The following is a 20,859-nucleotide window of genomic DNA, read 5'->3' as shown; positions in this document are numbered from 1 at the left end:
GACGAATTGCCGCATGCCTGTGCAGCAACGGTCTTTCGTCAGAGCGAGCCGGAACGGCTGCGCTGTAATCGGCGCCAGTCAGCCAGACGTGTATGCAGGTCCTGCAAGGTGTGAATACCTTGACCGCGAGCCCGGCTTAGCAGGATCAAGGCGATCTCCGCCGTCGCCAAGGCATCAGCCGCCGCATGGTGGCGCTGGCTGTTGTTCAGTCGAAAGTGCGCGAGCCAGTCATCCAGACCGCCACGGCCGACGTCAACGTCGGGACACAGCATCGGCGCCACCTCGGCCACGTCGATAAACCTGTGTTGCAGGCGCACACCAAGCTCGTGTCTCAGGCTGCGAGCGAGCATTCGCTGATCGAACGGCGCATGGAAGGCCAGAAAGATGCACTGATCGGCAAACTCCATGAAGTCCAGCAACGCACCCGGTGGAGCGGTGCCACGCGCTAGCTCGCTCGGCGCAATGCCGTGGATCAGTATCGACTCGGTGATCGGTTGGTCGATCCGACACAGCGTGCGCTCGTACTGGCTGCCAAGATCGATCGCCCCGTCTTCGATCACCACTGCGCCGATGGACAGCACCTTGTCGCGCTGGGTGTTTAGCCCGCTGGTTTCGAGGTCCACGACCACGATCCTAAGCTGATCGAGCGGCGTCTCATCTATCGGTTGGGGGGAGGGCAGGGCGTCGCGGCGGGCCCGCTGAGCTTCGCTGAGCTTGCTGGCACGGAACCCCGACATCCACGCCAGAGGACTCATAGCTGATACCTCAGCATCAGACTTGCCTGCAATCGCCGCGCCTGTCGAAACGACTCGCGAAGAATACGACGATCGAGGTTATTGAGTGTGTCAGGGTCGATGCGGTTACTGAACGGGGCACCTTCACGGTCCTGTGCCTGGTGTTGCTGCATGCGAATCAGCTGGATGAAGTGATAGGCCTCTTCATACGCAGCCGCATCGAGTGGCAGGATTGCGCCAGCCGTCCGCAACCGCCGCAGCCGCTCCAGGGTGTTGCACTCAGCGATACCGTGGGCGAGAGCGAGAACCCGGGCGCCGTCTACGAAGGGCGTCAGACCTTGAGTCTTGAGATCCAGCGTGTCTTTCTCGACGCCGCTCCGGGCGACCACGAAATCACGAAAGCGTCCGATCGGCGGGCGATGGGTGAGCGCGGTCTGTGCCAGCATGCGCTGAAACAAAGAATTCCCCCTGATCCGCTCGAGCACGCGAGCAAACATGGCCTTAGCATCAGCCTGGTCGCCCCATACGACGCGAAAATCGAAATAGATGGACGAATTGAGCAGGTTGACTGGCGTCGTGGTGCGGATGAACTGCTCAAAGCGCTCCTGCCATTCCTGAACGGAGAGACACAGATTCGGGTTGCTGGCCATGATGTTGCCCTTGCACAAGCTGAATCCGCAGGTGGCGAGCGCCTGGTTGATGCGCTCCGCTAGAGGCAATAACCGGCGGCGGTACATCTCGGCCTGTTGCGGTGACTCAGCGGCGAAGAGAATGCCATTGTCCTGGTCGGTATGCAGCGTCTGTTCCTGCCGACCTTCGCTACCGAAGCAGAGCCAGGTAAAGGGCACGCCAGGATCCCCGTGTTCCTCGATGCAGAGTTCGATGACCCGGCAGACGGTGTGGTCGTTCAGCAACGTGATGATGTGCGTGATCTGCGCAGTGGAGGCCCCATGCGCCAACATATTGTCCACCAGTCTGCGAATATCGGCGCGTAAGGCCGCCAGCGTGCTCAGTTGCCCGGCCTGGCGCACGGTGCGCGCAAGATGAACCAGATCTACTCGTTGCAACGAGAACAGGTCGCGCTCCGATACCACCCCGACCAGACGACCCTGCTCCACGACGCAGATGTGTGCGATGTGACGGCTGGTCATGGCAGTAGCCGCATCGAAAGCCGACGCCTCGGGCGGCAGATGGAAGGGAGCGGGGGTCATTACCGAATCGACCGGACCGTCGAGATTGCGAGTCTCGTCTGCTATCACGCTGCGCAGGTCACGCAGCGTGAAGATGCCCTGAGGGCGTCGTTGCCCATCAACGACCACGATGCTACCGACACTGGCCTCGTTCATCTCCCGCACCGCCTGGCGAACCGATGTATAGGGCATGCAGGTGACCGGGCTACGCACGGCGATGTCTGCCAGACGGGTGTCGAGCGAATACTGAGCCCCGAGCGTTTCTGCCGCCTGCGCCTGGGCCTGTTGATTGACCTGGTCGAGCAGGCTGCTCACACCGCGCAGGGCAAAATCACGAAACGGCAATGACATGCTGAACAACCGGACGAAGTCATTGCGCGGCAGCAACAGGCAAAAGGTGTCATCGCCTGCCAGGTGTTCGGTGCGCGTGGAGCGCTCGCCGAGCAAGGCCGCGAGGGGAAAGCACTCGCCGGCACTGATCTCGAAGGTGGTGTCGGGATGGTCCTGTCCGGCGATCATCCGCTCCCCCCGCACCAGGCCCTGCTTGACGATATAGAAGTACTGAACCGGGCCGTCCTGCGGGCGGATGATGGAGTCGCCTGTCGCGTAAAAGCGTAGTTGGCAATGTTCCACCAGCCAGGCGAGGTGCGACGTTTCCATGAGGTTGAACGGCGGATAGTTGAGCAGGAATGTAATAGTGCCGTGCACGTTCTGCATCACGGCGGTTTTGCCGGCCTGCGTGAAGGCGTCTGTACTCATGGGCAAGACCTTATTGTTGGTGTCCGCAGTGTGAGCGCGGGTGCATGGGGCTCCCATCCGACGTAAGTCTAGTTCCCTTTCGGTTTGTAGGGTCTAGGCTGATCGGATAACAAGGAGACGCGCCCATGAATCGCACCTACCATGACGACTATCTACAATCCTGCCGGCAGCCCGGACATTTCTGGGCAGACAAGGCGTCTCTGATCGACTGGCACACGGCTCCCACTCAGGTTCTGACGCAGGACGACGGGCAGTTCCGCTGGTTCTCCGATGGCCTTCTCAATACGTCCTACCTGGCGCTGGATGGCCATGTTGCCGCAGGGCGGGGCGAACAGACAGCTATCATCTACGACTCGCCGGTAACGGGTATCAAGCGGAACATCAGCTACGCCGGGCTCCTGGAAGACGTAGCGTGTTGCGCTGGTATGCTCCGCGGGCTCGGGGTCAGGCGCGGCGATCGGGTCATTATTTACATGCCGATGGTGCCAGAGGCGGTTGTCGCGATGCTCGCCTGTGCGCGACTGGGCGCTGTGCACTGTGTCGTGTTCGGTGGATTCGCCGCGCACGAGCTTGCTGTTCGCATCGATGACGCCGGTGCCGATGTTCTGGTGACTGCCTCGTGCGGTATCGAGGTCGACCGCACCATCTCCTACAAGCCGCTGGTCGACGCCGCGATGGCGAAGGCCGAACATGCGATCCGGCACTGCGTGGTACTCCAGCGTCCGCGGTGTCTGGCAGAGATGCAAAACGGGCGAGACGTGGACTGGGCGACGGCCATGGCCGCCGCTGAGCCAGTCGACGCTGTACCGGTAAAAGCGACCGATCCACTGTATATCCTCTATACCTCCGGGACCACCGGCAAACCCAAGGGCGTCGTGCGCGATCACGGTGGACACGCGGTGGCGATGCGCTTCAGCATGTCCGCTGTTTATGGCGTGGGCCCCGGTGACGTGTTCTGGGCAGCATCCGATGTCGGCTGGGTGGTCGGTCATTCGTATATCGTTTACGGCCCGCTGCTGGCCGGCTGCACCACGGTGCTGTACGAAGGCAAACCGGTGCGTACGCCTGATGCCGGCAGCTTTTGGCGGGTGTGTGCTGAACATGGGGTAAAGACCTTATTCGCCGCACCCACGGCCTTTCGAGCCATTCGCAAGGAAGATCCGGAAGCCAAGCTGGCCCGAAACCACGATCTGAGCCGGCTGGAACGCATCTATCTCGCTGGGGAGCGGCTCGATCCACCAACCTGGAAATGGCTGCAGGAGCATTTCCAGCGGCCAGTCATCGACCACTGGTGGCAGACCGAGACGGGCTGGGCGATCGCCGCGAATCCTGCGGGATACGAACTTCAACCGGTCAAGCCGGGCTCGGCGACCTGGCCCATGCCGGGGTTCGAAGTAGCGGTGCTCGACGACGACGGTCGGATGCTGGAGGCCGGAGCCCAGGGCAACATTTGCCTGCGTCTGCCCATGCCGCCGGGATGCCTGACCGGAATCTGGGGCGATTCAGAACGCTTCCATGACGGCTACCTGGCCCGGTTCGCGGGGTATTATCAATCGGGCGACGCCGGTTATATCGATGAAGAAGGCTACCTGTTCGTAATGGGGCGCACGGATGACATCATCAACGTTGCCGGGCACAGACTGTCGACAGGCGAGATGGAGGAAGTACTCGGTGCACACCCTGCGGTCGCTGAATGTGCGGTGATCGGCATTCCGGACGAACTGAAAGGCGAATTGCCACTAGGGCTGGTAGTCTTGAAGGACGGAGTGGACAGGGATGCTGCAAAGCTCAACGATGAGCTGGTACTGGCGGTCAGGCAGGAAATCGGAGCCGTTGCCTGTTTTCGGCGCGCGCTGGTGGTGAACAGATTGCCGAAGACGCGATCAGGCAAGATTCTGCGTCGAATCATGCGTCAGATGGCGGCAGGTGAAAGCTACACGGTGCCTTCCACCATAGATGACCCGGCATGTCTGGCCGAGTTGGCCATACAATTGGAGGCCCTGCAGCTGAACGTCGCGAGCTGATCGTCCGATAGACGCCTTCCCGGTGTGGTTGGTCGTTTCGCTGGGCGCGCCAATTTGCTAAGGTTGCCCCCATTGAATAACGGAATATGCTCCTACATGTTCCGCTCCTTGTTGCCGGATGACAGGGGGCACAAGAAGCTGTCCGGTATTGGCGAAGGGGTCCGAATTGATCAAGGTACTCGTGGTTGATGACCATGATCTGGTACGCATGGGGATCACCCGCATGCTGAGCGATGTGCCGGGCCTGACGGTGGTCGGTGAAGCGGATTGCGGCGAATCGGCGCTCGATCAGGCGCGCAAGCTCAAACCGGACGTCGTGTTGATGGACGTGCGCATGCCGGGCATCGGCGGGCTCGAAGCCACTCGCAAGATCACTTCGCACGACAAGCACATCAAGGTCATCGCCGTCACGGTCTGTGACGAAGAACCTTTTCCTACCAGACTGATGCAGGCAGGCGCGTCCGGATACGTTACCAAGGGTGCGGCGCTCGACGAGATGGTCAGTGCCATCCGCAAGGTCGCTGCCGGCCAACGGTACATGAGCCCGGACGTCGCCCAACTGCTGATATCCAAGCTCTACGATCCGTCGAGCGACTGCCCGTTCGACTCGCTCTCTGACCGAGAGATGCAGATCGCCCTGATGATCGTCGGTTGCGAAAAAGTACAGAGTATTTCGGACAAGTTGTGCCTCAGTCCAAAAACGGTGAACACCTACCGCTATCGTATTTTCGAGAAACTCAGCATCACCAGCGACGTGGAGCTGGCTCTTCTGGCTGTGCGTCACGGCATGGTCGATGCCGCCCCGAATTGAGCATGAATCACAGCGTTTTCGATCCCCAGGCGTTTCTTTCCACCGCGAGCAGTAAACCCGGCGTGTACCGGATGCTCGACGAGCAGGGCGAACTGCTCTACGTCGGCAAGGCACGCAACCTCAAAAAGCGGCTGGCCAGTTATTTCCGCAAGACAGGCTTGAGCCCCAAGACCGAGGCTCTGGTGGCGCGCATCCGTGCGATAGACACCACCATCACGGCCAACGAGACCGAGGCGTTGCTACTTGAGCAAAGCCTGATCAAAGCCTCACGGCCGCCATACAACATTCTGCTGCGCGACGACAAATCCTATCCTTACGTCTTTCTCAGCCAGGACGATTTTCCGCGATTGGGGCTGCACCGTGGCACCAAGAGGGCGAAGGGCAGGTACTTTGGGCCGTATCCGAGCGCTGGTGCCATTCGGGAGAGCCTGAATCTCCTCCAAAAGGCGTTCAAGGTTCGCCAATGTGAGGACAGTTACTACCGCAACCGCACCCGGCCCTGTCTGCAATATCAGATCAAGCGCTGTAAGGGTCCGTGTGTGGGCTTGGTAGACCCGCAGGAATACGCCGAGGACGTACGCCACTCCGTCATGTTTCTTGAGGGACGCAGTAACGCGCTGGCCAGCGAGCTGACGCGGACGATGGAAAGCGCCGCGGAAAACCTCGACTTTGAACGCGCCGCCGAAGTGCGCGACCAGATCGGCATCCTGCGGCGCGTGCAGGACCAGCAAAGCATGGATACCGAGCAAGGTAACGTGGACATCGTCGCTGCGGCCGTCTCACCCGGAGGCGCCTGCGTCCATGTGGTCATGGTGCGCCAGGGGAGGGTACTTGGCAGCAAGAACCACTTTCCCCGCATCGGCATCGAACACACGCCGGGGGAGGTCGTCGCCGCCTTTCTTCCGCAATACTACCTGGGCGGTGCCGAACGCGAGCTGCCCGGCGAAATCATCGTCAACGCAGTGCACGAAGATCTAGAGGTTATTGCCGAAGCGCTCGCCGTGGCGCGCGGCTTCGGCGTGACGATCAGTCACCGGGTCCGCGGTACGCGCAGCCGCTGGCAGCAGCTGGCGGTCACCAACGCCGAAGCTGCGCTGAGCGGGATGCTCGCCAATCGACAGAACATGCAGACGCGCTTCGATATGCTGCAGGAAGCGCTCGGCCTGGATGAAATGCCCACGCGCCTGGAATGTTTCGACATCAGCCATTCCAGCGGCGAAGCCACCGTTGCCTCCTGCGTCGTTTTCGGCCCGGAAGGACCGCTCAAAAGCGATTACCGCCGTTACAACATCGAAGGCGTGACCGCCGGTGATGATTACGCTGCCATGCGCCAGGCGCTGAGCCGACGCTTCAACAAGGTCAAGGAAGGCGAGGGCAAGCTGCCGGATATTCTGCTGATCGACGGCGGCAAAGGCCAGATGGGTATGGCCCTCGAAGTGCTTGGCGAGCTGATGATTCATGACCTGACCGTCGTCGGCGTCGCCAAGGGCATCACACGTAAGCCGGGTCTGGAAACGCTGTATCTGAACGAAACCAACAATGAGCTGGTATTGCCGGGGCACTCGCCCGCGCTTCACCTGATTCAGCAGATCCGCGACGAAGCGCACCGTTTCGCCATCACCGGGCATCGGCAGCGTCGCGGCAAGACGCGCAACACGTCGACGCTCGAAGGGATCGAAGGGGTAGGGCCGAAGCGTCGGCGCGAGCTGCTCAAGCACTTCGGCGGGCTACAGGAACTCTGCCGGGCGAGCGCCGTCGAGATCGCCAAGGTACCGGGGATCAGTAAAAAACTTGCGGAACAGATTTATGCGGTTCTGCATAGCGACTAGAATGCCTACAAAGCCGATAGTCGAGACTACATGAACATTCCGAACATACTCACGCTCCTGCGGGTTGCGTTGATCCCGATTTTCATCGTTCTGTATTACCTTCCCTTTGGCTGGAGTTACCTGGCTGCGTCGATCGTTTTTACCTTCGCCAGCCTCACCGACTGGCTCGACGGCTACCTTGCGCGCAAGCTTGAGCAGAGCACGCCCTTTGGCGCATTCCTCGATCCTGTGGCGGACAAACTGATGGTTGCCGTGGCGCTGGTTCTGCTGGTGCAAAGCCATGCCAACTTCTGGGTCACGGCTCCAGCGGCGGTGGTCATCGGGCGCGAAATCGTCATTTCGGCGCTGCGTGAATGGATGGCCGAGATCGGTGCGCGCGGCAAGGTGGCGGTATCCAGGCTCGGCAAGTACAAGACTGCCGCGCAGATGGTGGCTCTGGTCGTGCTACTAGCCAACCCGCCGGTGATGACCAATTGGGTCATCCTCGGTTATGCGCTTTTGATGGTTTCAGCGGTGCTGACGTTATGGTCAATGTACGTTTATCTACGCGCCGCGTGGCCGTACATGAGCATGGAAAGTGTTCAAAAAAGCGACAAATAACTTTTTCTGAATCAATGACTTGACAGAGCGCTCGAGCAGGATAGAATGGGCGCCGTTCCAAAGCGGGAATAGCTCAGTTGGTAGAGCACGACCTTGCCAAGGTCGGGGTCGCGAGTTCGAGTCTCGTTTCCCGCTCCAGTTTTTTGTCATACCGGTTTCGCCGGTCTGGCAGCCCCCTTAGAGGCCGGGTGGCAGAGTGGTCATGCAGCGGATTGCAAATCCGTGTACGCCGGTTCGATTCCGACCTCGGCCTCCATTATTCAGTTTTACGGTACCTGTCAGCCCGGATGGCGAAACTGGTAGACGCAAGGGACTTAAAATCCCTCGGAGGCAACTCCGTGCCGGTTCGATTCCGGCTCCGGGCACCATCCGTTGTAGCGCTCCCACATCCCATCGCTCCGTACCGCGTTCCGTTTTATCCTTTTAGCTTTCTGCTGATCCAAGCCGAGCCCTCCCGCAGCTCAACCCTCCCTGTGTCGTAGCACCCTCGTCGCGCATTCAAGGAACCCTTGGCGCGTCTTCCTGCCGAATGTTCATGCGCAACCGAACGAGGCGCTACGAAACGACCAGAGGAGGAAACCGTGAACAGCAAGTCTTCCATGTCGCTCCCTGCCGCCGCGTTGGTCGGAGCCATCTCGCTCGCGCTTCCAATGCAATCCTTTGCCCAGAAAACGCAGCAGCCAGCTCAACCGTCGACAGTTTCGATCATCGTCGGACATAGCGTTATCGATGCGCTGGACGACGTACGAGACTCTACGGCTGAGTTCATCGACGCTTTGCTCGATGCTGGCGACCGGCTCGGTATCGACAACTGGCCTGAGCGCAAGACGACGCTGGAACAGATACGCCAGCAATTGGACGATATGGGGCGCGAGCTGGATGAGAAAGCCGATTCCACCGATGCAGCTTGGCTCAGCTGGTTGGGGGATGACGACTCCGGCGTCACCGTGAACCGGCAGATTCGCAACCTTGGCGATCACCTCTCGCAGATTTCAGCGATGTTGGGTGGTAGCTGGGATACACGCAATCTGGACATCGTCGTCGGCCATCAGCTTCTCGACCAGCTCGATGAGCTGCGCGAAAGCACTGCCGATCTCGTCAACGCGCTTGACGATGCTGGCTCGGACTACGGCTGGGCCTATGATCCGCAACAGATCAAGCAGGCGAGAACGGCACTGGACCGTATGGAGCAGAATCTCAATCGCAAGCGGGAGGGGGGCGACGCCGACATGCGGATATTCCTGCGCGAACAGGAGTACCACGTACTCGCCCACGAAAACATCGAAACCATAGCCCAGGTTCTTCGAAGCTTGTTGCAACCGGAACAGAGTTCGTCACGGTAGTGGCTATCAGGCCTTGCGTCCGGTCGCGGGGCGCTGCGATCCAGCCAACCTTGTTTTGGGGTCGCCAGGCGGGCCGTCACCTTAGTGGGCGACTGGCATGAGTCTGCTAGCCCTTCGCGGAATGGGCTGGTCTGCCGTGACGAGGCAGACGCTGCGTGCGTTCGCTGAGGATCGCATGCAGACCTACGCCGCTGCGCTCGCGTTTCGCATCGTATTCGCGATGTTTCCGTTTCTGGTCCTTCTGATCGCCATCCTCGGCTTCCTGGGCGTACCGGAGTTTTTCGACTGGCTGCGGCAACAGGCTGCCCTGGCGCTGCCCAGTGCGGTAATGGAGCAGGTCGACCCGATCATCGATGAGCTGAGCACCAGGCGAGGCGGCGTCCTGCTCATCGGTGTCGTGGTTGCACTGTGGACAGCCGCGCTTGCGATCCGCGATCTCATGTTCGCTATGAATAATGTCTACGACGTGGAGGAAAGCCGTCCGTTCTGGAAAATTGCCTGCATAACCGTCGGCACCACGCTCACGATCACGCTGATGTTGCTCTGCACGGCAGCTGTGATGATGCTTGGCCCGGAAGTCACCGAGCGGCTTGTCGATCTGTTCGATCGGGGCGAGCGAGTCGCCTGGATATGGCGGTGGCTGCGCTGGCCAGTAATCCTGATTTTGCTGCTGCTCGTGGTAGCGCTGCTTTACTACGTCACGCCCGATGTCGAGCAAAGCTTCCGCTTCGTGTCGCCAGGATCCTTGCTTGCGGTTCCGGTCTGGATCCTCTCTTCAATCGGATTCAGCTTCTACGTGCGCAACTTCGGCGACTACGGCGCGCTTTACGGCGGATTAGGGGCAATCATCGTTTTGCTGCTGTATTTCTACGTCTCCGCGCTGGTGCTCCTGCTCGGCGCCGAGGTCAATGCCGTTATCGAGCACGGCGCGGGCCGCGGGAAGCAGGATGGAGCCCGGTCTCCGTCGCGGTAGCGGTTCAACAACAAGGAAACCCATGGACGCCCTTACCGAACCAGGATTACTGGTTAGCATGTTGCTGGTAGCGGTCTGCGCGGTGGTGATTTGCCTCGCCGGGGTAAAGCTGGCCACCGTGGTCGACCAGCTGGCCGATCGTACCGGAATGGGCGAAGCGCTGGCCGGCGCGCTGCTTCTAGGCATGGCGACCTCGCTGGCCGGCATCGTGTTGTCGGTCACTGCCGCCTCCCGCGGCCAGGCGGAACTGGCAATGAGCAACGCGGTAGGCGGCATCGCTGTGCAAACGCTGTTTCTGACAGTAGCGGACATGACTCTGCGCCGCGTCAATCTGGAGCACGCAGCGGCCTCGCTCGGGAACATGCTGCAGGGAACGCTGCTGCTGTGTCTGCTCGCGATCATCATGGTGGGCGCGTTTGCGCCGGAATACACGATATGGTCGGTGCATCCGGCAACCATCGTCCTGTTCGGCGGCTATCTGTATGGCTTGCACGTTATTCGCTCCGGCCAGGCTGCGGACATGTGGCAGCCGACGCAAACGGCCGAGACGCGGGAGGACCGGCCTGCAGAGGATTCGGCCAGCCACTCCCTTGCGAGCCTGTGGTGCTGGTTCCTGGGTCTGGCATCGTTGCTCGGCATCTCCGGCTGGATCCTGCATCACGCAGCAACGGCCATCGCCAGCCAGACGGCAATCGGCGAAGCGGCGGTCGGCATCCTGCTTACCTCCATCGTCACGTCGTTGCCCGAATTGGTCACCGCGGTCGCCGCTGCCAGGCGCGGCGCGCTCACGCTGGCGGTCGGCGGGATCATCGGCGGGAACGCATTCGACACGCTGTTCGCGGCCGCCTCGGACGTAGCCTATCGCGAAGGGTCGATCTATCACGCGGTCTCGGATTCGGTCCTGCTCTGGGTAGCGCTGTCGATTGTCATGACCGGTGTGCTGCTGATGGGACTGATCCGGCGGGAGAAGCGCGGGCTCGGCGAGATCGGTTTCGAAAGCGTCAGCCTGATCCTGATTTATGCGGCCGGGGTAGGGATGGTGCTTATGAGAGACCTGCCTTAGCGACGTACAAACCCGAACTCTTTTGTACAACTACCGTCACAGGTTGCAGACCATACGTTTCAGGAGGCAGCCATGGGGATCTTCGATACACGCGGGGTAGGCTTCGTCGAGCTATGCAAACGCACGTTCAAGGCGTTCGGCGACGACGATATGTCGACCTATGCGGCAGCGCTCGCGTATCGAGCATTGTTCGCCCTGTTTCCCTTTCTGCTGTTCCTGATAGCGCTGCTGGGCTTTTTGCATGTACCGCAATTTTTCGACTGGCTCCGTCAGCAGGCGGCGATGGCTTTGCCTTCCCAGGCGCTGGAGCAGGTCAATCCGGTCATAGACCAGTTGCAGAGCCAGAACACCGGGGTCATGTCCATCGGTGTGCTGATTGCGATCTGGACTGCATCGGTTGGCGTACGCTCGCTGATCAACGCCATGAACAAGGCCTATGGCGTGGATGAGGGCAGGCCGATCTGGAAGCTGTTCATTCTCTCGATTCTTTACACAATCGGCATTGCGATCATGTTGCTGGCCGTCGCCGGCCTGATGATTCTCGGGCCACAGGCCGTACAGTGGCTGGCCGACCGTGTCGGAATCGGTAGCCTGTTCGTGACGATCTGGACCTGGGTACGCTGGCCGGCGATCGTACTCCTATTGATGCTGGTCGTTGCGGTGGTCAATTATCTGATGCCCGACGTCAAACAGCAGTTTCGCTTCATTACGCCGGGTTCGGCAGTCGCTGTCATCGTGTGGATCGTCGCCTCCATCGCCTTCGGCCTGTACGTGAGGAATTTCGGCAACTACGACGCGACCTACGGCAGCATCGGCGCGATTATCATTTTGCTGTTCTATTTCTATATCTCCTCGGCAGTATTATTGCTCGGAGTCGAGATGAATGCGGTGATCGAACATGCTTCGGCCGATGGCAAGAATCCGGGGCAAAAGGAAGCGGTGACTTAAGCCTGGCTGCTACTCGCGAGCCAAAAGCGTCGCGTGATCGGGTATGCTGACGCCTTTCGGATAGCAGCGAGAACGAGCATGGCAGAATATGATTTCGATCTCTTCGTGATTGGCGCGGGATCGGGTGGCGTGCGTGCGAGCCGAATGGCCGCAACCTTCGGTGCGCGGGTGGCGGTCGCAGAAGACCTGTACCTGGGCGGCACCTGCGTCAATGTCGGTTGCGTCCCGAAAAAACTCTTCGCTTATGCCGCGCATTTCTCCGAGGACTTTGAAGACGCTCGTGGGTATGGCTGGAATCTGCAGGACGCAGGGTTCGACTGGCAGCGCCTGGTCGACAACAAGAACGCTGAAATCACCCGCCTCAACGGTATCTATCACAATCTGCTGACGTCGGCAGGCGTGCAGGTAATCAACGGCCGCGCTCGTTTCGTTGACTCGCACACTGTGGCCGTCGCCGACCAGACCTACACCGCCGAGCGCGTGCTCATCGCAACCGGCGGCTGGCCGCATATCCCCGATTTTCCCGGTAATGAGCATGTCATCAGCTCGAACGACGTGTTCTATCTCAAGCATTTGCCGAGACGAACCCTGGTAGTCGGCGGTGGCTACATCGCAACGGAGTTCGCCAGCATCTTCCATGGGCTTGGCTGCGAAGTGACCCAGTTCTACCGGGGCGATCTCTTTTTGCGGGGGTTCGATCGCGGAGTTCGTGAGCACGTCGCCTTGACGCTGCGAGCCAAGGGTCTTGACCTTCGTTTCGAGACCGATGTGGAACGGGTCGACAAACAGCCGGACGGCACCTTCGACGTCACGTTGAAAGACGGCGGTTCCATTCAAACCGATCTGGTGCTCTATGCAACCGGGCGCCGCCCGAACCTGGCCGGTTTGGGCCTGAATAACACACACGCCACGCTGGACGAGAAAGGCTTCGTCAAGGTCGACGATCAGTACCAGACCGATGATCCGGCTATCTTCGCCATTGGCGACGTGACCCACACTGTACAGCTTACGCCGGTGGCATTGGCCGAGGGCATGGCCCTGGCACGAAGGCTATACAAGCCGGAGGAGTACCATCCGGTCGACTACAACGACATAGCCACCGCGGTGTTCTGTATCCCCAACATCGGCACGCTGGGCATGACCGAAGACGAAGCACGCAGCCGCGGCCACAAACTCAAGGTATTCGAGAGTCGCTTCCGCGCCATGCGCAACACGTTGGCCGGTCGACCCGAGCAAAGCTTCATGAAGTTGCTGGTCGACAAGGACACCGACCGCATACTGGGTGTGCATATGGTCGGGCCCGAAGCCGGGGAAATTATTCAGGGGCTGGCCGTCGCGGTAAAGGCGGGGGCAACCAAGGCGATATTCGACGCTACGCTGGGTATTCATCCCACCGCTGCGGAAGAATTCGTTACCATGCGCACCCCGGTGAGGGTCGACTGAGCCTCCGCGCCGGCCCTGTTTGCGGCGGAGTATAAGGATGACCTGGTTTTACGCGTTCGATTTGTTCGGTGTGGCGGTTTTTGCCATCACCGGAGCCCTGATGGCCGGGCGTAAATCCATGGACCTGTTCGGGGTGCTGGTGATTGCCCTGGTCACTGCACTAGGTGGCGGCACGCTACGTGACGCCATACTGGACAATCACCCTGTGAGCTGGATCCGCAATGAATGGTACATCGTCGTTGCGGTGCTGGCTGCGCTGGGCACGATCGCCTGGGTACGTTTCACCCGCCCAATACCCGAGTTGGGTTTACTGGTGGCCGATGCCTTCGGGCTGGCGGTCTTTACCGTTATTGGCACCCAGGTGGCCATGCAGCAGGACGTCCCGGTTAGCGCCGCTGTGATCATGGGTCTTATGACGGGCGTTGCCGGCGGGGTCATGCGCGACATCATCTGCAACGAGATCCCGCTCATCTTCCACAAGGAAATCTACGCCACTGCGTGCATCGCGGGGTCGCTGGTGTATATCGTATTGCATGCACTCCCGACTCCCCCAGGCGTGGATGTGACTATCTCCATGCTGGCAGTGCTCGGAATCCGTCTGGCGGCCATTCGCTGGCATTTGCAACTGCCGCGCTTCCACTTGCTTGACCGGGACCGCCACGACTGATCAGTGATGGTGCCCGGCTTGCGGCGCATCGTCCTGAACGTCGATCTGCACCTCTACGTCTCCGGCCTGCTCGAAGCGCAGCGTAAGGGGGTAACTCGCGCCAGCGGCCAGCGGCTCGTTCAGATTGAACAGCATGATGTGGTAACCGCCCGGTGCGAAATCCACTTGCTGACCGGGTTCGATGACTACGTCATCGACACGCTGCATGCGCATGACACCTTCGGTGTGTGTGTGTTGATGTACCTCCGCACGTTCGGCGATCGGCGTGCTCACGCCGACAAGCCGGGCGGCCTGGCCTCCGCGGTTTTCAATGCTCATATATGCCGCACCGGTTGGCGCAACCGGTGGGAGCGCACGGGACCAGGCGCGGGATATGTGCAGGTCGTCAAGCTGGCTTTGCCCTGCCATCACGCTACCGGTACTGGAGAGGAGGAGGGCAAGAACTAGTGTCAGGCGGGTCATCGGAAACTCCGTTGATGGCGATGAACGAAGCTTACCCTGCGCTATCGGACAGCAACAGCAATGTTTGAACCACGTCTTGATTTTGAAATAAACCCTCTATTCACGTCGAATCAAATCGCTTGTGATAGGTCTGTGTACGCAGTCGACACGAAATCGCGCTGGGATTGGCACGTGGGTTGGAGAAGTGTGAGGCGGTTAACTCAAAACTGCTGCGTCATGGCTGTTCGCCAGCATTCAAATACCGCACACTGTAGCGCGAGGGAATGGCAGGTTGTTGAGTCAGGGACGCATCCCAAGTCGGCGAGTGAGACATGAACGAAAGACGAAAACTGGAGCGTCACAGCGTGAGCAGCAGCCTCGAAGTATACGACCTCGACACCGGTACATTACTGGGCCGAGTAGTCGATCTGCACATTGAAGGGTTGATGTTGTTAAGCGACAAGCCGATCGAGATGTTCAAGTCATACGCTTTGCAGATCAATCTTCCGATGACCCTGAATGGCATAACCGAATTCTGCCTGGATGCGGAAAGTTTGTGGAACCGCGAAAGCATCGGCGGCGGACAGTTCTGGACAGGCCTGCAGTTTACTCGCGTGCCGGACGACTCCCGCGGCTGCATCGAAAAGATGGTCGCCAGCCGCTAGATCTGGTCGGCGAGGGGCTCAAGCGAGCCCTATGCGCGTCAGGTGATTGTCCCAGCGCTGATCCTGTGAACCGAGGAGTACCGCCTCGTCCCGCTGCGGATCTACCCGGTACAGCCCCCCACGTCCCGACGAAACGACGAATGTCTCGCCGTCGACGAGCACACCGGCCACATCCGGTACCGCGACCAGTCTCTGCAAGGTTCCGCTGCTGTAGTCGAATACGGCTACAAGGTTGCCGCGCGGAGCGGTGATTGCAGCGAGACCACTGGAAGAATCCAGGGCCACACTGGCGACGTAGTTACGCAGCTGCCGCTGGACCCCGTCTTCAAAGGTAATTTCCCGGTAAGTCTGTTGCTTGCTGTCGAGCACCCCGATCAGAGGAGGTGTATCCCACTCGGGTCCTTCGTACTGATAGCCGACCACCACCATACCGCGCGAATCGACGTCCAGGTGGTGCGCGCTGAGCTGATGATTCGAAGGTGTGTGGCGCTGCAGGATCTTGCCGCTCAGCCGGTCCATCAAGACTACCGCCGGCTGCATCGTATCAAGATTGAGCTTGATGCGTTCGTAGTCCGGGTGCGTGAGGATACCGCCCATGGCGATGACCAGGCTGGAGCCGTCCGGCATCAGTCGGATCTCATGCGGATCGATTCCGCCGACCGGGTAGACATCGATCAGACCGTAGCCGGACCGTGCGTCATACACGCATATCTGGCCTTCTCCGCTGGGGATGTGATTCGCCGTCGCGTAAAGTAGCCCGCCATCCGGGCTGAATGCCCCATGGCCGAAGAAATGATAGTCGGTCGCGGCCTCGATATGTGCGCGCACTTGGCCGTTCGCTATATCGAGCACATGAAAAAATCGACCCGGCCGACGGTCGAAAATGACCGCCTCGCCAGACCCGGGCCGCTGACAGCCACCATGACAGCGCTGAGTGACGGGAAAATCGACCCCGGTTGCGTCGGCACCGTGGCCCAAGTGAATAAAATGCCGTCCTGATGTATCGTCCACGGCACTAAGAATGCGGCCGACCGGGGTAGCGGCACGGGCCTGACGAATGGACCAGGGGAGGGCACTCAAAGCGATACCGCTTAGCAGGGCGCAGAGGACGTCTCGTCGCGTCGTCATCTCAATCACCATCGCTGGAATTGAAGCCTTTCACCACGCCCAACTCAGGCGCGATCGAGGTAGACAGCTGAGTGGTCAGTCGCTCAACGTCGAGAAACAACAGTTGAAGCTGACGATAGCCTGCGTCGTCTTCCAGGAGCGAGCGCATGTCGGGCGGGAGCCGATCGAGTCGCTCCAACGTGCCATCGAGCTGTTGTGAAAAGCGCTTGTACAGCGCCTGACGCTCTTCTCCCTGCAGGCGCAGCGCCAGGCCAGGCAGGAAAAGATCGCGCAAGCCGGTGAGCGAGGCGCGTACGGCGGCCAGGGACTGCCCACTTCGCCAGGCATCGGCAAGATACGGATTCTTGCGACCCTTGCCTCCGGCACCAATCGGCGCACCCAGGCGCCGGTCCTTCATCTGTTCCAGTGCATGCATGGCCGCCAGCACGGTGTCGTCGGCATAGGCTGGTTGCTCGACATAATGGGGACGAAACTGTTGCCAGTCGGAAGTCAGGCGTCGCGCGTTGGCCTCGATCCGCTGCGTGACAGTCGTCAACAAGCTGCAGGCTCGATCGGTGGGAAGCGCATCTTCGCGCTGCTGTTGTTGCTCATCGAAGAGCAAGTATTCGATAGCCGGAAAGCCCTTCACTGCTACGCTGTCCGAGCCTATCGATTCGCCGGTGATCTCTCTCTCGCTCGCAAGCCAACCGCGGGCCTTTTTGCCCACCAGATTCTTCGGATCCGGCCAGAACTGAAACTGCCAGGTCAAGCTGTCCTGCTGAATGGGACCGAACTCGACGAAGCGAACACGCTGCCAGGCCAGGAAGGCGTCTCGCCAGGCTTGCTCCAGTGAATCCCGAGTGAGGGCAGTGGAAGTGTCTTGCTCGCAGTAGCTATGAGCAGCCTGGGCCAACGAAGCACTGGATGCGCTCAGGTCTGCATAACCGCTGCCGATCTCGTCGTGCCAGCGTTCAAGGGCGCCTGCGTCTGCGAAGGCAAAGGGGCTGACGCAGCAGCCGATCAGCCCGAGGCACAACAAGCCGAGGCGGGGGATTTTCGAACCGGAGAACACGGCAAGCTCCTTACAGAGAGTTGAGAAACTGCAACATCGCGTTGCGCTTGGTTGCATCAAGCTCGCGGTAAGCATCGGCTGCCGGACGCGCTTCTCCGTCGTGCCAGAGGATGGCTTGCTCAAGCGTTTCGGCGCGTCCGTCATGAAGGTATCCGGCGGCAGGATTCACCGTCGTGGCGAGTCCAAGGCCCCAGAGCGGCGGAGTACGCCATTCGTTTCCATCGGCCAGAAACTCGCCACGACCATCAGCCAATCCTGGCCCCATGTCATGAAGCAACAAGTCGGTGTATGGCCAGATTTCCTGCAGGGACAGGTCGGGTCGGTCGGCGACTACACCGGTGACGTGACGGGGCGTGTGGCAGGCGGCGCAACCGGCCTCGTTGAAGGCGGCGGCGCCCGCTTTCACTTCTGATTTGTCCATGTCGCGGCGTATCGGCACCGCAAGACTACTGGCATAGAACGCGACGAAGTTTGCCACTTCATCGCTGACCTCGAACTCGCCACCATGGGGGAAGCGTTCGCATCCCTGGCTCTGGGTACAGTCGGTGAAAGGCGCAAGCGCAGAGGTGATGCCCATGTCTCCGGCGAAGGCGCCCATACTTTGCTGCATGATATTCGGTTCGCCTGCCTTCCAGCCGAAGCGTCCCAGGACGGTTTGTTCCGAGGCGCGGTCCCATACTTTATTGGTCCGTCCGGAAATCCCATTGCCATCGCTATCGTCGGGATCCGCATTGGTCAGCAGGTCCTGCTCGGGTATAGCTGCAAGCAGACCAAGCCCGATCATCGGCGGAGCCACCCTGGGCGAAATCTGTACATCATTGGCCAACGGGCCATAGTTGGGGTTCTCGATCCGGTATATCGGCCTGCGCATGGCAACGAGAGAACCGTCGGCCAGTTCTTCCTCGAAGCGCTCCCATTCCACGACCAACTCGGCTTCAGCTTTCGAACCGGGAATGGCGGCGGTTTGTAGCTGACTGCCGTATACGGGTTCCGGTACGAAACCATGGCGTTCGAGCAATTCCCGATCTTTTTCACCACGCGGCGGTATAGCCAAGCGCAGGAACAGAGAGACCGAACTCAGAGTTTCGCCAGGCGGATTTCCACGGCCATCCTTGATGTGGCAGCCCTGGCATGAATTGGTGTTGAACAATGGGCCCAGTCCGTCCCGTGCATCGGTGCTGGCCGGTGCGACGACCCAGGGATTGCGGAAAAAACTGTTGCCCACGCTGAAATCCAGCCGCTTGGTCATCGGCAGATTAGCCTGGGGGAGGGAATAGGCGTTCTGATTAGCCAGCCCTATGCTCCCATCGCCACCGGATTTAGGCGACTGCTGCGTCGGCGGGCTGGACATCGCCTCACAGGCCAGACTCAGCGCCGCCACTCCGAACAGCAGGTGAAGTTTCTTCATTGACGTACCGATTTACGAGGTTGGCCGTCAGATGGTACGCGGTTTACCGAGTGCGACATTGATCTGCGGCAATCTGAAGCAGCACCGTCATGCCCGGGCGGCCCAGGTCATGACGGTGTTATCTTCAGTACTTAGAAGGAGTGACCTGCGTCGTCAGGTTCGAGCGACTCCACGCCAACCTTCGCAGCCACTGCTTCGATCGAACCAGTCTGCTCGACCAGAGCGTTGATGGCGTTGTTTATCAGCTCGTGACCGCGCTCATTCTCCGGAGCGATCATCATGTCGAACGGCATCGGTTCTGATTCTGCTTCCGCCGCTTTCTTCATTTCGCCAAGCGCCTGCATCGACTGTTCCAACTCTAAGCGCAGCTTATGGTCCAGTTCGGTATCAGTCTGGGCGACCAGATCGGACAGAGAGGCGCCTTCGACGACCTCGCCATCGACCCGCTCATAACGTCCGAGGTATACGTTCTGAATACCCAGCCCGTTGTAATAATGCGAGTTATGGGTGTTATCGCTGAAACAGTCGTGCTCGTCCTCATACGAGTTGGCCTCCAGCGCGACCTTCATGCGTTCCCCGGCAAGCTCACCCAATGAAAGCGAACCCATGCCAAACAGCATTCGCTGATGAGCTTCTTCCGGCTTCAGTTCAAGCAGTTCGGCACGGTAGTTCTCGTTCTTCCCAGGTGCCCATTGCTGCACCATCCATTCCAGGTCTTGCACCAACAAGTCTGTCGCCGCATCGATGTATTCCGCCCGGCGATCACAGTTACCGTTGGTGCATTCGTCGCCCTTGGCGTAGTCGGTAGCCGGTCTATCACCATTCCCACGCTCGAAACCGTTGCGGTCCTGGCCCCAGAGCAGGAATTCGATCGCGTGGTAACCGGTCGCCACGTTCGCCTCCGAGCCACCGACCTCGTTGAGTTCGGCGAGCAGTTCAGGTGTTAACTCGCTTACGTCGTGGGTGGTACCACCGATATTGATTTCCTGGCTGGCGATGATGTTGGCATTGGCGCCGTCATTCCCCATCTCGTGCTCGTAACCGTCGTTGGCGACATAGTCGATGAGGCCTTCATCGAGCGGCCAGGCATTCAATTGACCTTCCCATTCGTCGACCACTGGATTACCGAAGCGAAACACTTCGGATTGCTGGTAAGGCACCCGTGCCTGCTTCCAAGCCTCGCGTGCTGCCTGCAGGGTCTCCTGATTCGGATTGGCGATCAGCTCGTCTACCGCCTTGTCGAGACGTTGTGCTGTGGTCAACGCGTCCTGATAGGTGGCGTAGGCGATGTCGGCGTACGTTTCGACGACTGCTTCGCGGTTCACGCCAGACTCAGCGGACGTAGCAGGATCTGCCGATACGGTAGCGTCCGCCTCGACCTGACTGACCTGCGGCTCGGGCGGGGTGTCTTCAGGGCGATCACAAGCAACTAGCAACCAGCTGGCAGATACCACGACAGCAAGCGATTTCAATGGGAAACGAACAACCATGTCGAGCCATCCTTTTTTTGGTAATGATATTTATTCTCGATGGATTATAGGTCTGCTGTAACGTTTTGCAATAAGCGAGAGCGATTCATCTGAATACGAAGCGTTCGCGTTTGCAAATACCGGACCGGGCGGCAATACTCGTTGCATCACTCAAAGAAGAGGTGCGTCATGCGTCGACCAGTAACCCAGATGGCAGGCTCCAGCGAGGCGATTTGCCGAACCTGGCAGGTACTGCGTGCCCCCGGCAGCCTGGATACCAGAGCTTCGTGCCGGAACGAGCAGGCGACCCACT

18 protein-coding genes and 3 tRNA genes are annotated in these 20,859 nt (G+C 59.8%); 14 read left to right on the top strand and 7 right to left on the bottom strand.

What is annotated here, in order from left to right; translation table 11 throughout:
• Positions 1-38 precede the first annotated feature (38 nt).
• Both BLT85_RS06290 and BLT85_RS06285 read right to left on the bottom strand, forming a co-directional pair.
• Complete coding sequence (locus BLT85_RS06290) at positions 39-755, bottom strand: 3'-5' exonuclease (protein ID WP_093392355.1); 717 nt, start codon at positions 753-755, stop codon at positions 39-41.
• Positions 752-2,683, bottom strand: coding sequence for a DUF294 nucleotidyltransferase-like domain-containing protein (locus BLT85_RS06285; protein ID WP_093392354.1), 1,932 nt, complete (start codon positions 2,681-2,683; stop codon positions 752-754). Before BLT85_RS06285 ends, BLT85_RS06290 begins: the two co-directional genes overlap by 4 nt.
• Before the next feature lie 125 nt (positions 2,684-2,808).
• Between BLT85_RS06285 and BLT85_RS06280 the strand changes: the two genes are divergently transcribed.
• The 13 genes from BLT85_RS06280 to BLT85_RS06220 all read left to right on the top strand — a co-directional run bounded on the left by BLT85_RS06280 (position 2,809) and on the right by BLT85_RS06220 (position 14,384).
• Positions 2,809-4,707 (top strand): propionyl-CoA synthetase, encoded by a 1,899-nt coding sequence (locus tag BLT85_RS06280; RefSeq protein ID WP_093392353.1) that lies wholly within the window; start codon positions 2,809-2,811, stop codon positions 4,705-4,707.
• A gap of 166 nt (positions 4,708-4,873) precedes the next feature.
• On the top strand, positions 4,874-5,518 hold the full coding sequence (gacA, locus tag BLT85_RS06275) for a response regulator transcription factor GacA (protein ID WP_093397456.1): 645 nt from the start codon (positions 4,874-4,876) through the stop codon (positions 5,516-5,518).
• Positions 5,519-5,520: 2 nt separating this feature from the next.
• Positions 5,521-7,347 (top strand): excinuclease ABC subunit UvrC, encoded by a 1,827-nt coding sequence (uvrC, locus tag BLT85_RS06270; protein WP_093392352.1) that lies wholly within the window; start codon positions 5,521-5,523, stop codon positions 7,345-7,347.
• Between the two features lie 30 nt (positions 7,348-7,377).
• Positions 7,378-7,947: a CDP-diacylglycerol--glycerol-3-phosphate 3-phosphatidyltransferase gene (pgsA, locus tag BLT85_RS06265; RefSeq protein WP_093392351.1), complete on the top strand. Its 570-nt coding sequence runs from the start codon at positions 7,378-7,380 to the stop codon at positions 7,945-7,947.
• A 62-nt stretch (positions 7,948-8,009) separates the two neighbouring features.
• Positions 8,010-8,085 (top strand) — tRNA-Gly (locus BLT85_RS06260).
• Between the two features lie 44 nt (positions 8,086-8,129).
• Positions 8,130-8,203 (top strand) — tRNA-Cys (locus BLT85_RS06255).
• Positions 8,204-8,228: 25 nt separating this feature from the next.
• Positions 8,229-8,315: transfer RNA gene (locus BLT85_RS06250), tRNA-Leu, on the top strand.
• Between the two features lie 213 nt (positions 8,316-8,528).
• The gene (locus tag BLT85_RS06245; protein ID WP_093392350.1) at positions 8,529-9,290 is read left to right on the top strand and encodes a hypothetical protein; all 762 of its coding nucleotides are present in this window, start codon (positions 8,529-8,531) and stop codon (positions 9,288-9,290) included.
• 97 nt (positions 9,291-9,387) lie between these two features.
• Positions 9,388-10,263, top strand: coding sequence for a YihY/virulence factor BrkB family protein (locus BLT85_RS06240; protein WP_093392349.1), 876 nt, complete (start codon positions 9,388-9,390; stop codon positions 10,261-10,263).
• Positions 10,264-10,285: 22 nt separating this feature from the next.
• Positions 10,286-11,326, top strand: a complete 1,041-nt coding sequence (locus BLT85_RS06235) for a sodium:calcium antiporter (RefSeq protein ID WP_093392348.1) — start codon at positions 10,286-10,288, stop codon at positions 11,324-11,326.
• A gap of 72 nt (positions 11,327-11,398) precedes the next feature.
• Complete coding sequence (locus BLT85_RS06230; protein ID WP_093392347.1) at positions 11,399-12,274, top strand: YihY/virulence factor BrkB family protein; 876 nt, start codon at positions 11,399-11,401, stop codon at positions 12,272-12,274.
• Positions 12,275-12,352: 78 nt separating this feature from the next.
• Positions 12,353-13,717 carry a glutathione-disulfide reductase gene (gene gorA / locus BLT85_RS06225; protein ID WP_093392346.1) on the top strand — a complete coding sequence of 455 codons (1,365 nt, stop codon included), beginning with the start codon at positions 12,353-12,355 and terminating at the stop codon, positions 13,715-13,717.
• Positions 13,718-13,754: 37 nt separating this feature from the next.
• Positions 13,755-14,384, top strand: a complete 630-nt coding sequence (locus BLT85_RS06220; protein WP_093392345.1) for a trimeric intracellular cation channel family protein — start codon at positions 13,755-13,757, stop codon at positions 14,382-14,384.
• On the opposite strand, the gene BLT85_RS06215 is transcribed toward BLT85_RS06220, so the two are convergent.
• The gene (locus tag BLT85_RS06215; protein ID WP_093392344.1) at positions 14,385-14,846 is read right to left on the bottom strand and encodes a copper chaperone PCu(A)C; all 462 of its coding nucleotides are present in this window, start codon (positions 14,844-14,846) and stop codon (positions 14,385-14,387) included. It lies immediately after the preceding gene.
• Positions 14,847-15,157: 311 nt separating this feature from the next.
• Here BLT85_RS06215 and BLT85_RS06210 point away from each other — a divergent pair, with 311 nt between their 5' ends.
• Positions 15,158-15,490 carry a PilZ domain-containing protein gene (locus BLT85_RS06210; protein WP_093392343.1) on the top strand — a complete coding sequence of 111 codons (333 nt, stop codon included), beginning with the start codon at positions 15,158-15,160 and terminating at the stop codon, positions 15,488-15,490.
• Positions 15,491-15,508: 18 nt separating this feature from the next.
• Here the strand turns inward: BLT85_RS06210 and BLT85_RS06205 are convergent, their stop codons facing one another.
• The 4 genes from BLT85_RS06205 to BLT85_RS06190 all read right to left on the bottom strand — a co-directional run bounded on the left by BLT85_RS06205 (position 15,509) and on the right by BLT85_RS06190 (position 20,567).
• A complete protein-coding gene (locus BLT85_RS06205) occupies positions 15,509-16,618 on the bottom strand; it encodes a DUF1513 domain-containing protein (protein ID WP_093392342.1) in 1,110 nt (369 codons plus the stop codon).
• A 1-nt stretch (position 16,619) separates the two neighbouring features.
• Positions 16,620-17,669 carry an imelysin family protein gene (locus tag BLT85_RS06200; RefSeq protein ID WP_157718138.1) on the bottom strand — a complete coding sequence of 350 codons (1,050 nt, stop codon included), beginning with the start codon at positions 17,667-17,669 and terminating at the stop codon, positions 16,620-16,622.
• A gap of 10 nt (positions 17,670-17,679) precedes the next feature.
• Positions 17,680-19,077, bottom strand: coding sequence for a di-heme oxidoreductase family protein (locus BLT85_RS06195; protein WP_093392340.1), 1,398 nt, complete (start codon positions 19,075-19,077; stop codon positions 17,680-17,682).
• 131 nt (positions 19,078-19,208) lie between these two features.
• The gene (locus BLT85_RS06190; RefSeq protein WP_093392339.1) at positions 19,209-20,567 is read right to left on the bottom strand and encodes an imelysin family protein; all 1,359 of its coding nucleotides are present in this window, start codon (positions 20,565-20,567) and stop codon (positions 19,209-19,211) included.
• Between the last annotated feature and the right edge of the window lie 292 nt (positions 20,568-20,859).

This window comes from Halopseudomonas xinjiangensis (genome assembly GCF_900104945.1).
GTDB classification, from domain to species: Bacteria; Pseudomonadota; Gammaproteobacteria; order Pseudomonadales; family Pseudomonadaceae; genus Halopseudomonas; species Halopseudomonas xinjiangensis.
This window is presented reverse-complemented; position numbering and strand designations above follow the sequence as displayed.

Excerpts from the sequence above, each read along its gene's own strand:
- BLT85_RS06290 (WP_093392355.1), bottom strand. The coding sequence starts at position 755 with ATGAGTCCTCTGGCGTGGATGTCGGGGTTCCGTGCCAGCAAGCTCAGC.
- BLT85_RS06285 (WP_093392354.1), bottom strand. The coding sequence starts at position 2,683 with ATGAGTACAGACGCCTTCACGCAGGCCGGCAAAACCGCCGTGATGCAG.
- BLT85_RS06280 (WP_093392353.1), top strand. The coding sequence starts at position 2,809 with ATGAATCGCACCTACCATGACGACTATCTACAATCCTGCCGGCAGCCC.
- uvrC (WP_093392352.1), top strand. The coding sequence starts at position 5,521 with ATGAATCACAGCGTTTTCGATCCCCAGGCGTTTCTTTCCACCGCGAGC.
- pgsA (WP_093392351.1), top strand. The coding sequence starts at position 7,378 with ATGAACATTCCGAACATACTCACGCTCCTGCGGGTTGCGTTGATCCCG.
- BLT85_RS06240 (WP_093392349.1), top strand. The coding sequence starts at position 9,388 with ATGAGTCTGCTAGCCCTTCGCGGAATGGGCTGGTCTGCCGTGACGAGG.
- BLT85_RS06235 (WP_093392348.1), top strand. The coding sequence starts at position 10,286 with ATGGACGCCCTTACCGAACCAGGATTACTGGTTAGCATGTTGCTGGTA.
- BLT85_RS06230 (WP_093392347.1), top strand. The coding sequence starts at position 11,399 with ATGGGGATCTTCGATACACGCGGGGTAGGCTTCGTCGAGCTATGCAAA.
- gorA (WP_093392346.1), top strand. The coding sequence starts at position 12,353 with ATGGCAGAATATGATTTCGATCTCTTCGTGATTGGCGCGGGATCGGGT.
- BLT85_RS06220 (WP_093392345.1), top strand. The coding sequence starts at position 13,755 with ATGACCTGGTTTTACGCGTTCGATTTGTTCGGTGTGGCGGTTTTTGCC.
- BLT85_RS06215 (WP_093392344.1), bottom strand. The coding sequence starts at position 14,846 with ATGACCCGCCTGACACTAGTTCTTGCCCTCCTCCTCTCCAGTACCGGT.
- BLT85_RS06210 (WP_093392343.1), top strand. The coding sequence starts at position 15,158 with ATGAACGAAAGACGAAAACTGGAGCGTCACAGCGTGAGCAGCAGCCTC.
- BLT85_RS06205 (WP_093392342.1), bottom strand. The coding sequence starts at position 16,618 with ATGACGACGCGACGAGACGTCCTCTGCGCCCTGCTAAGCGGTATCGCT.
- BLT85_RS06195 (WP_093392340.1), bottom strand. The coding sequence starts at position 19,077 with ATGAAGAAACTTCACCTGCTGTTCGGAGTGGCGGCGCTGAGTCTGGCC.
- BLT85_RS06190 (WP_093392339.1), bottom strand. The coding sequence starts at position 20,567 with ATGGTTGTTCGTTTCCCATTGAAATCGCTTGCTGTCGTGGTATCTGCC.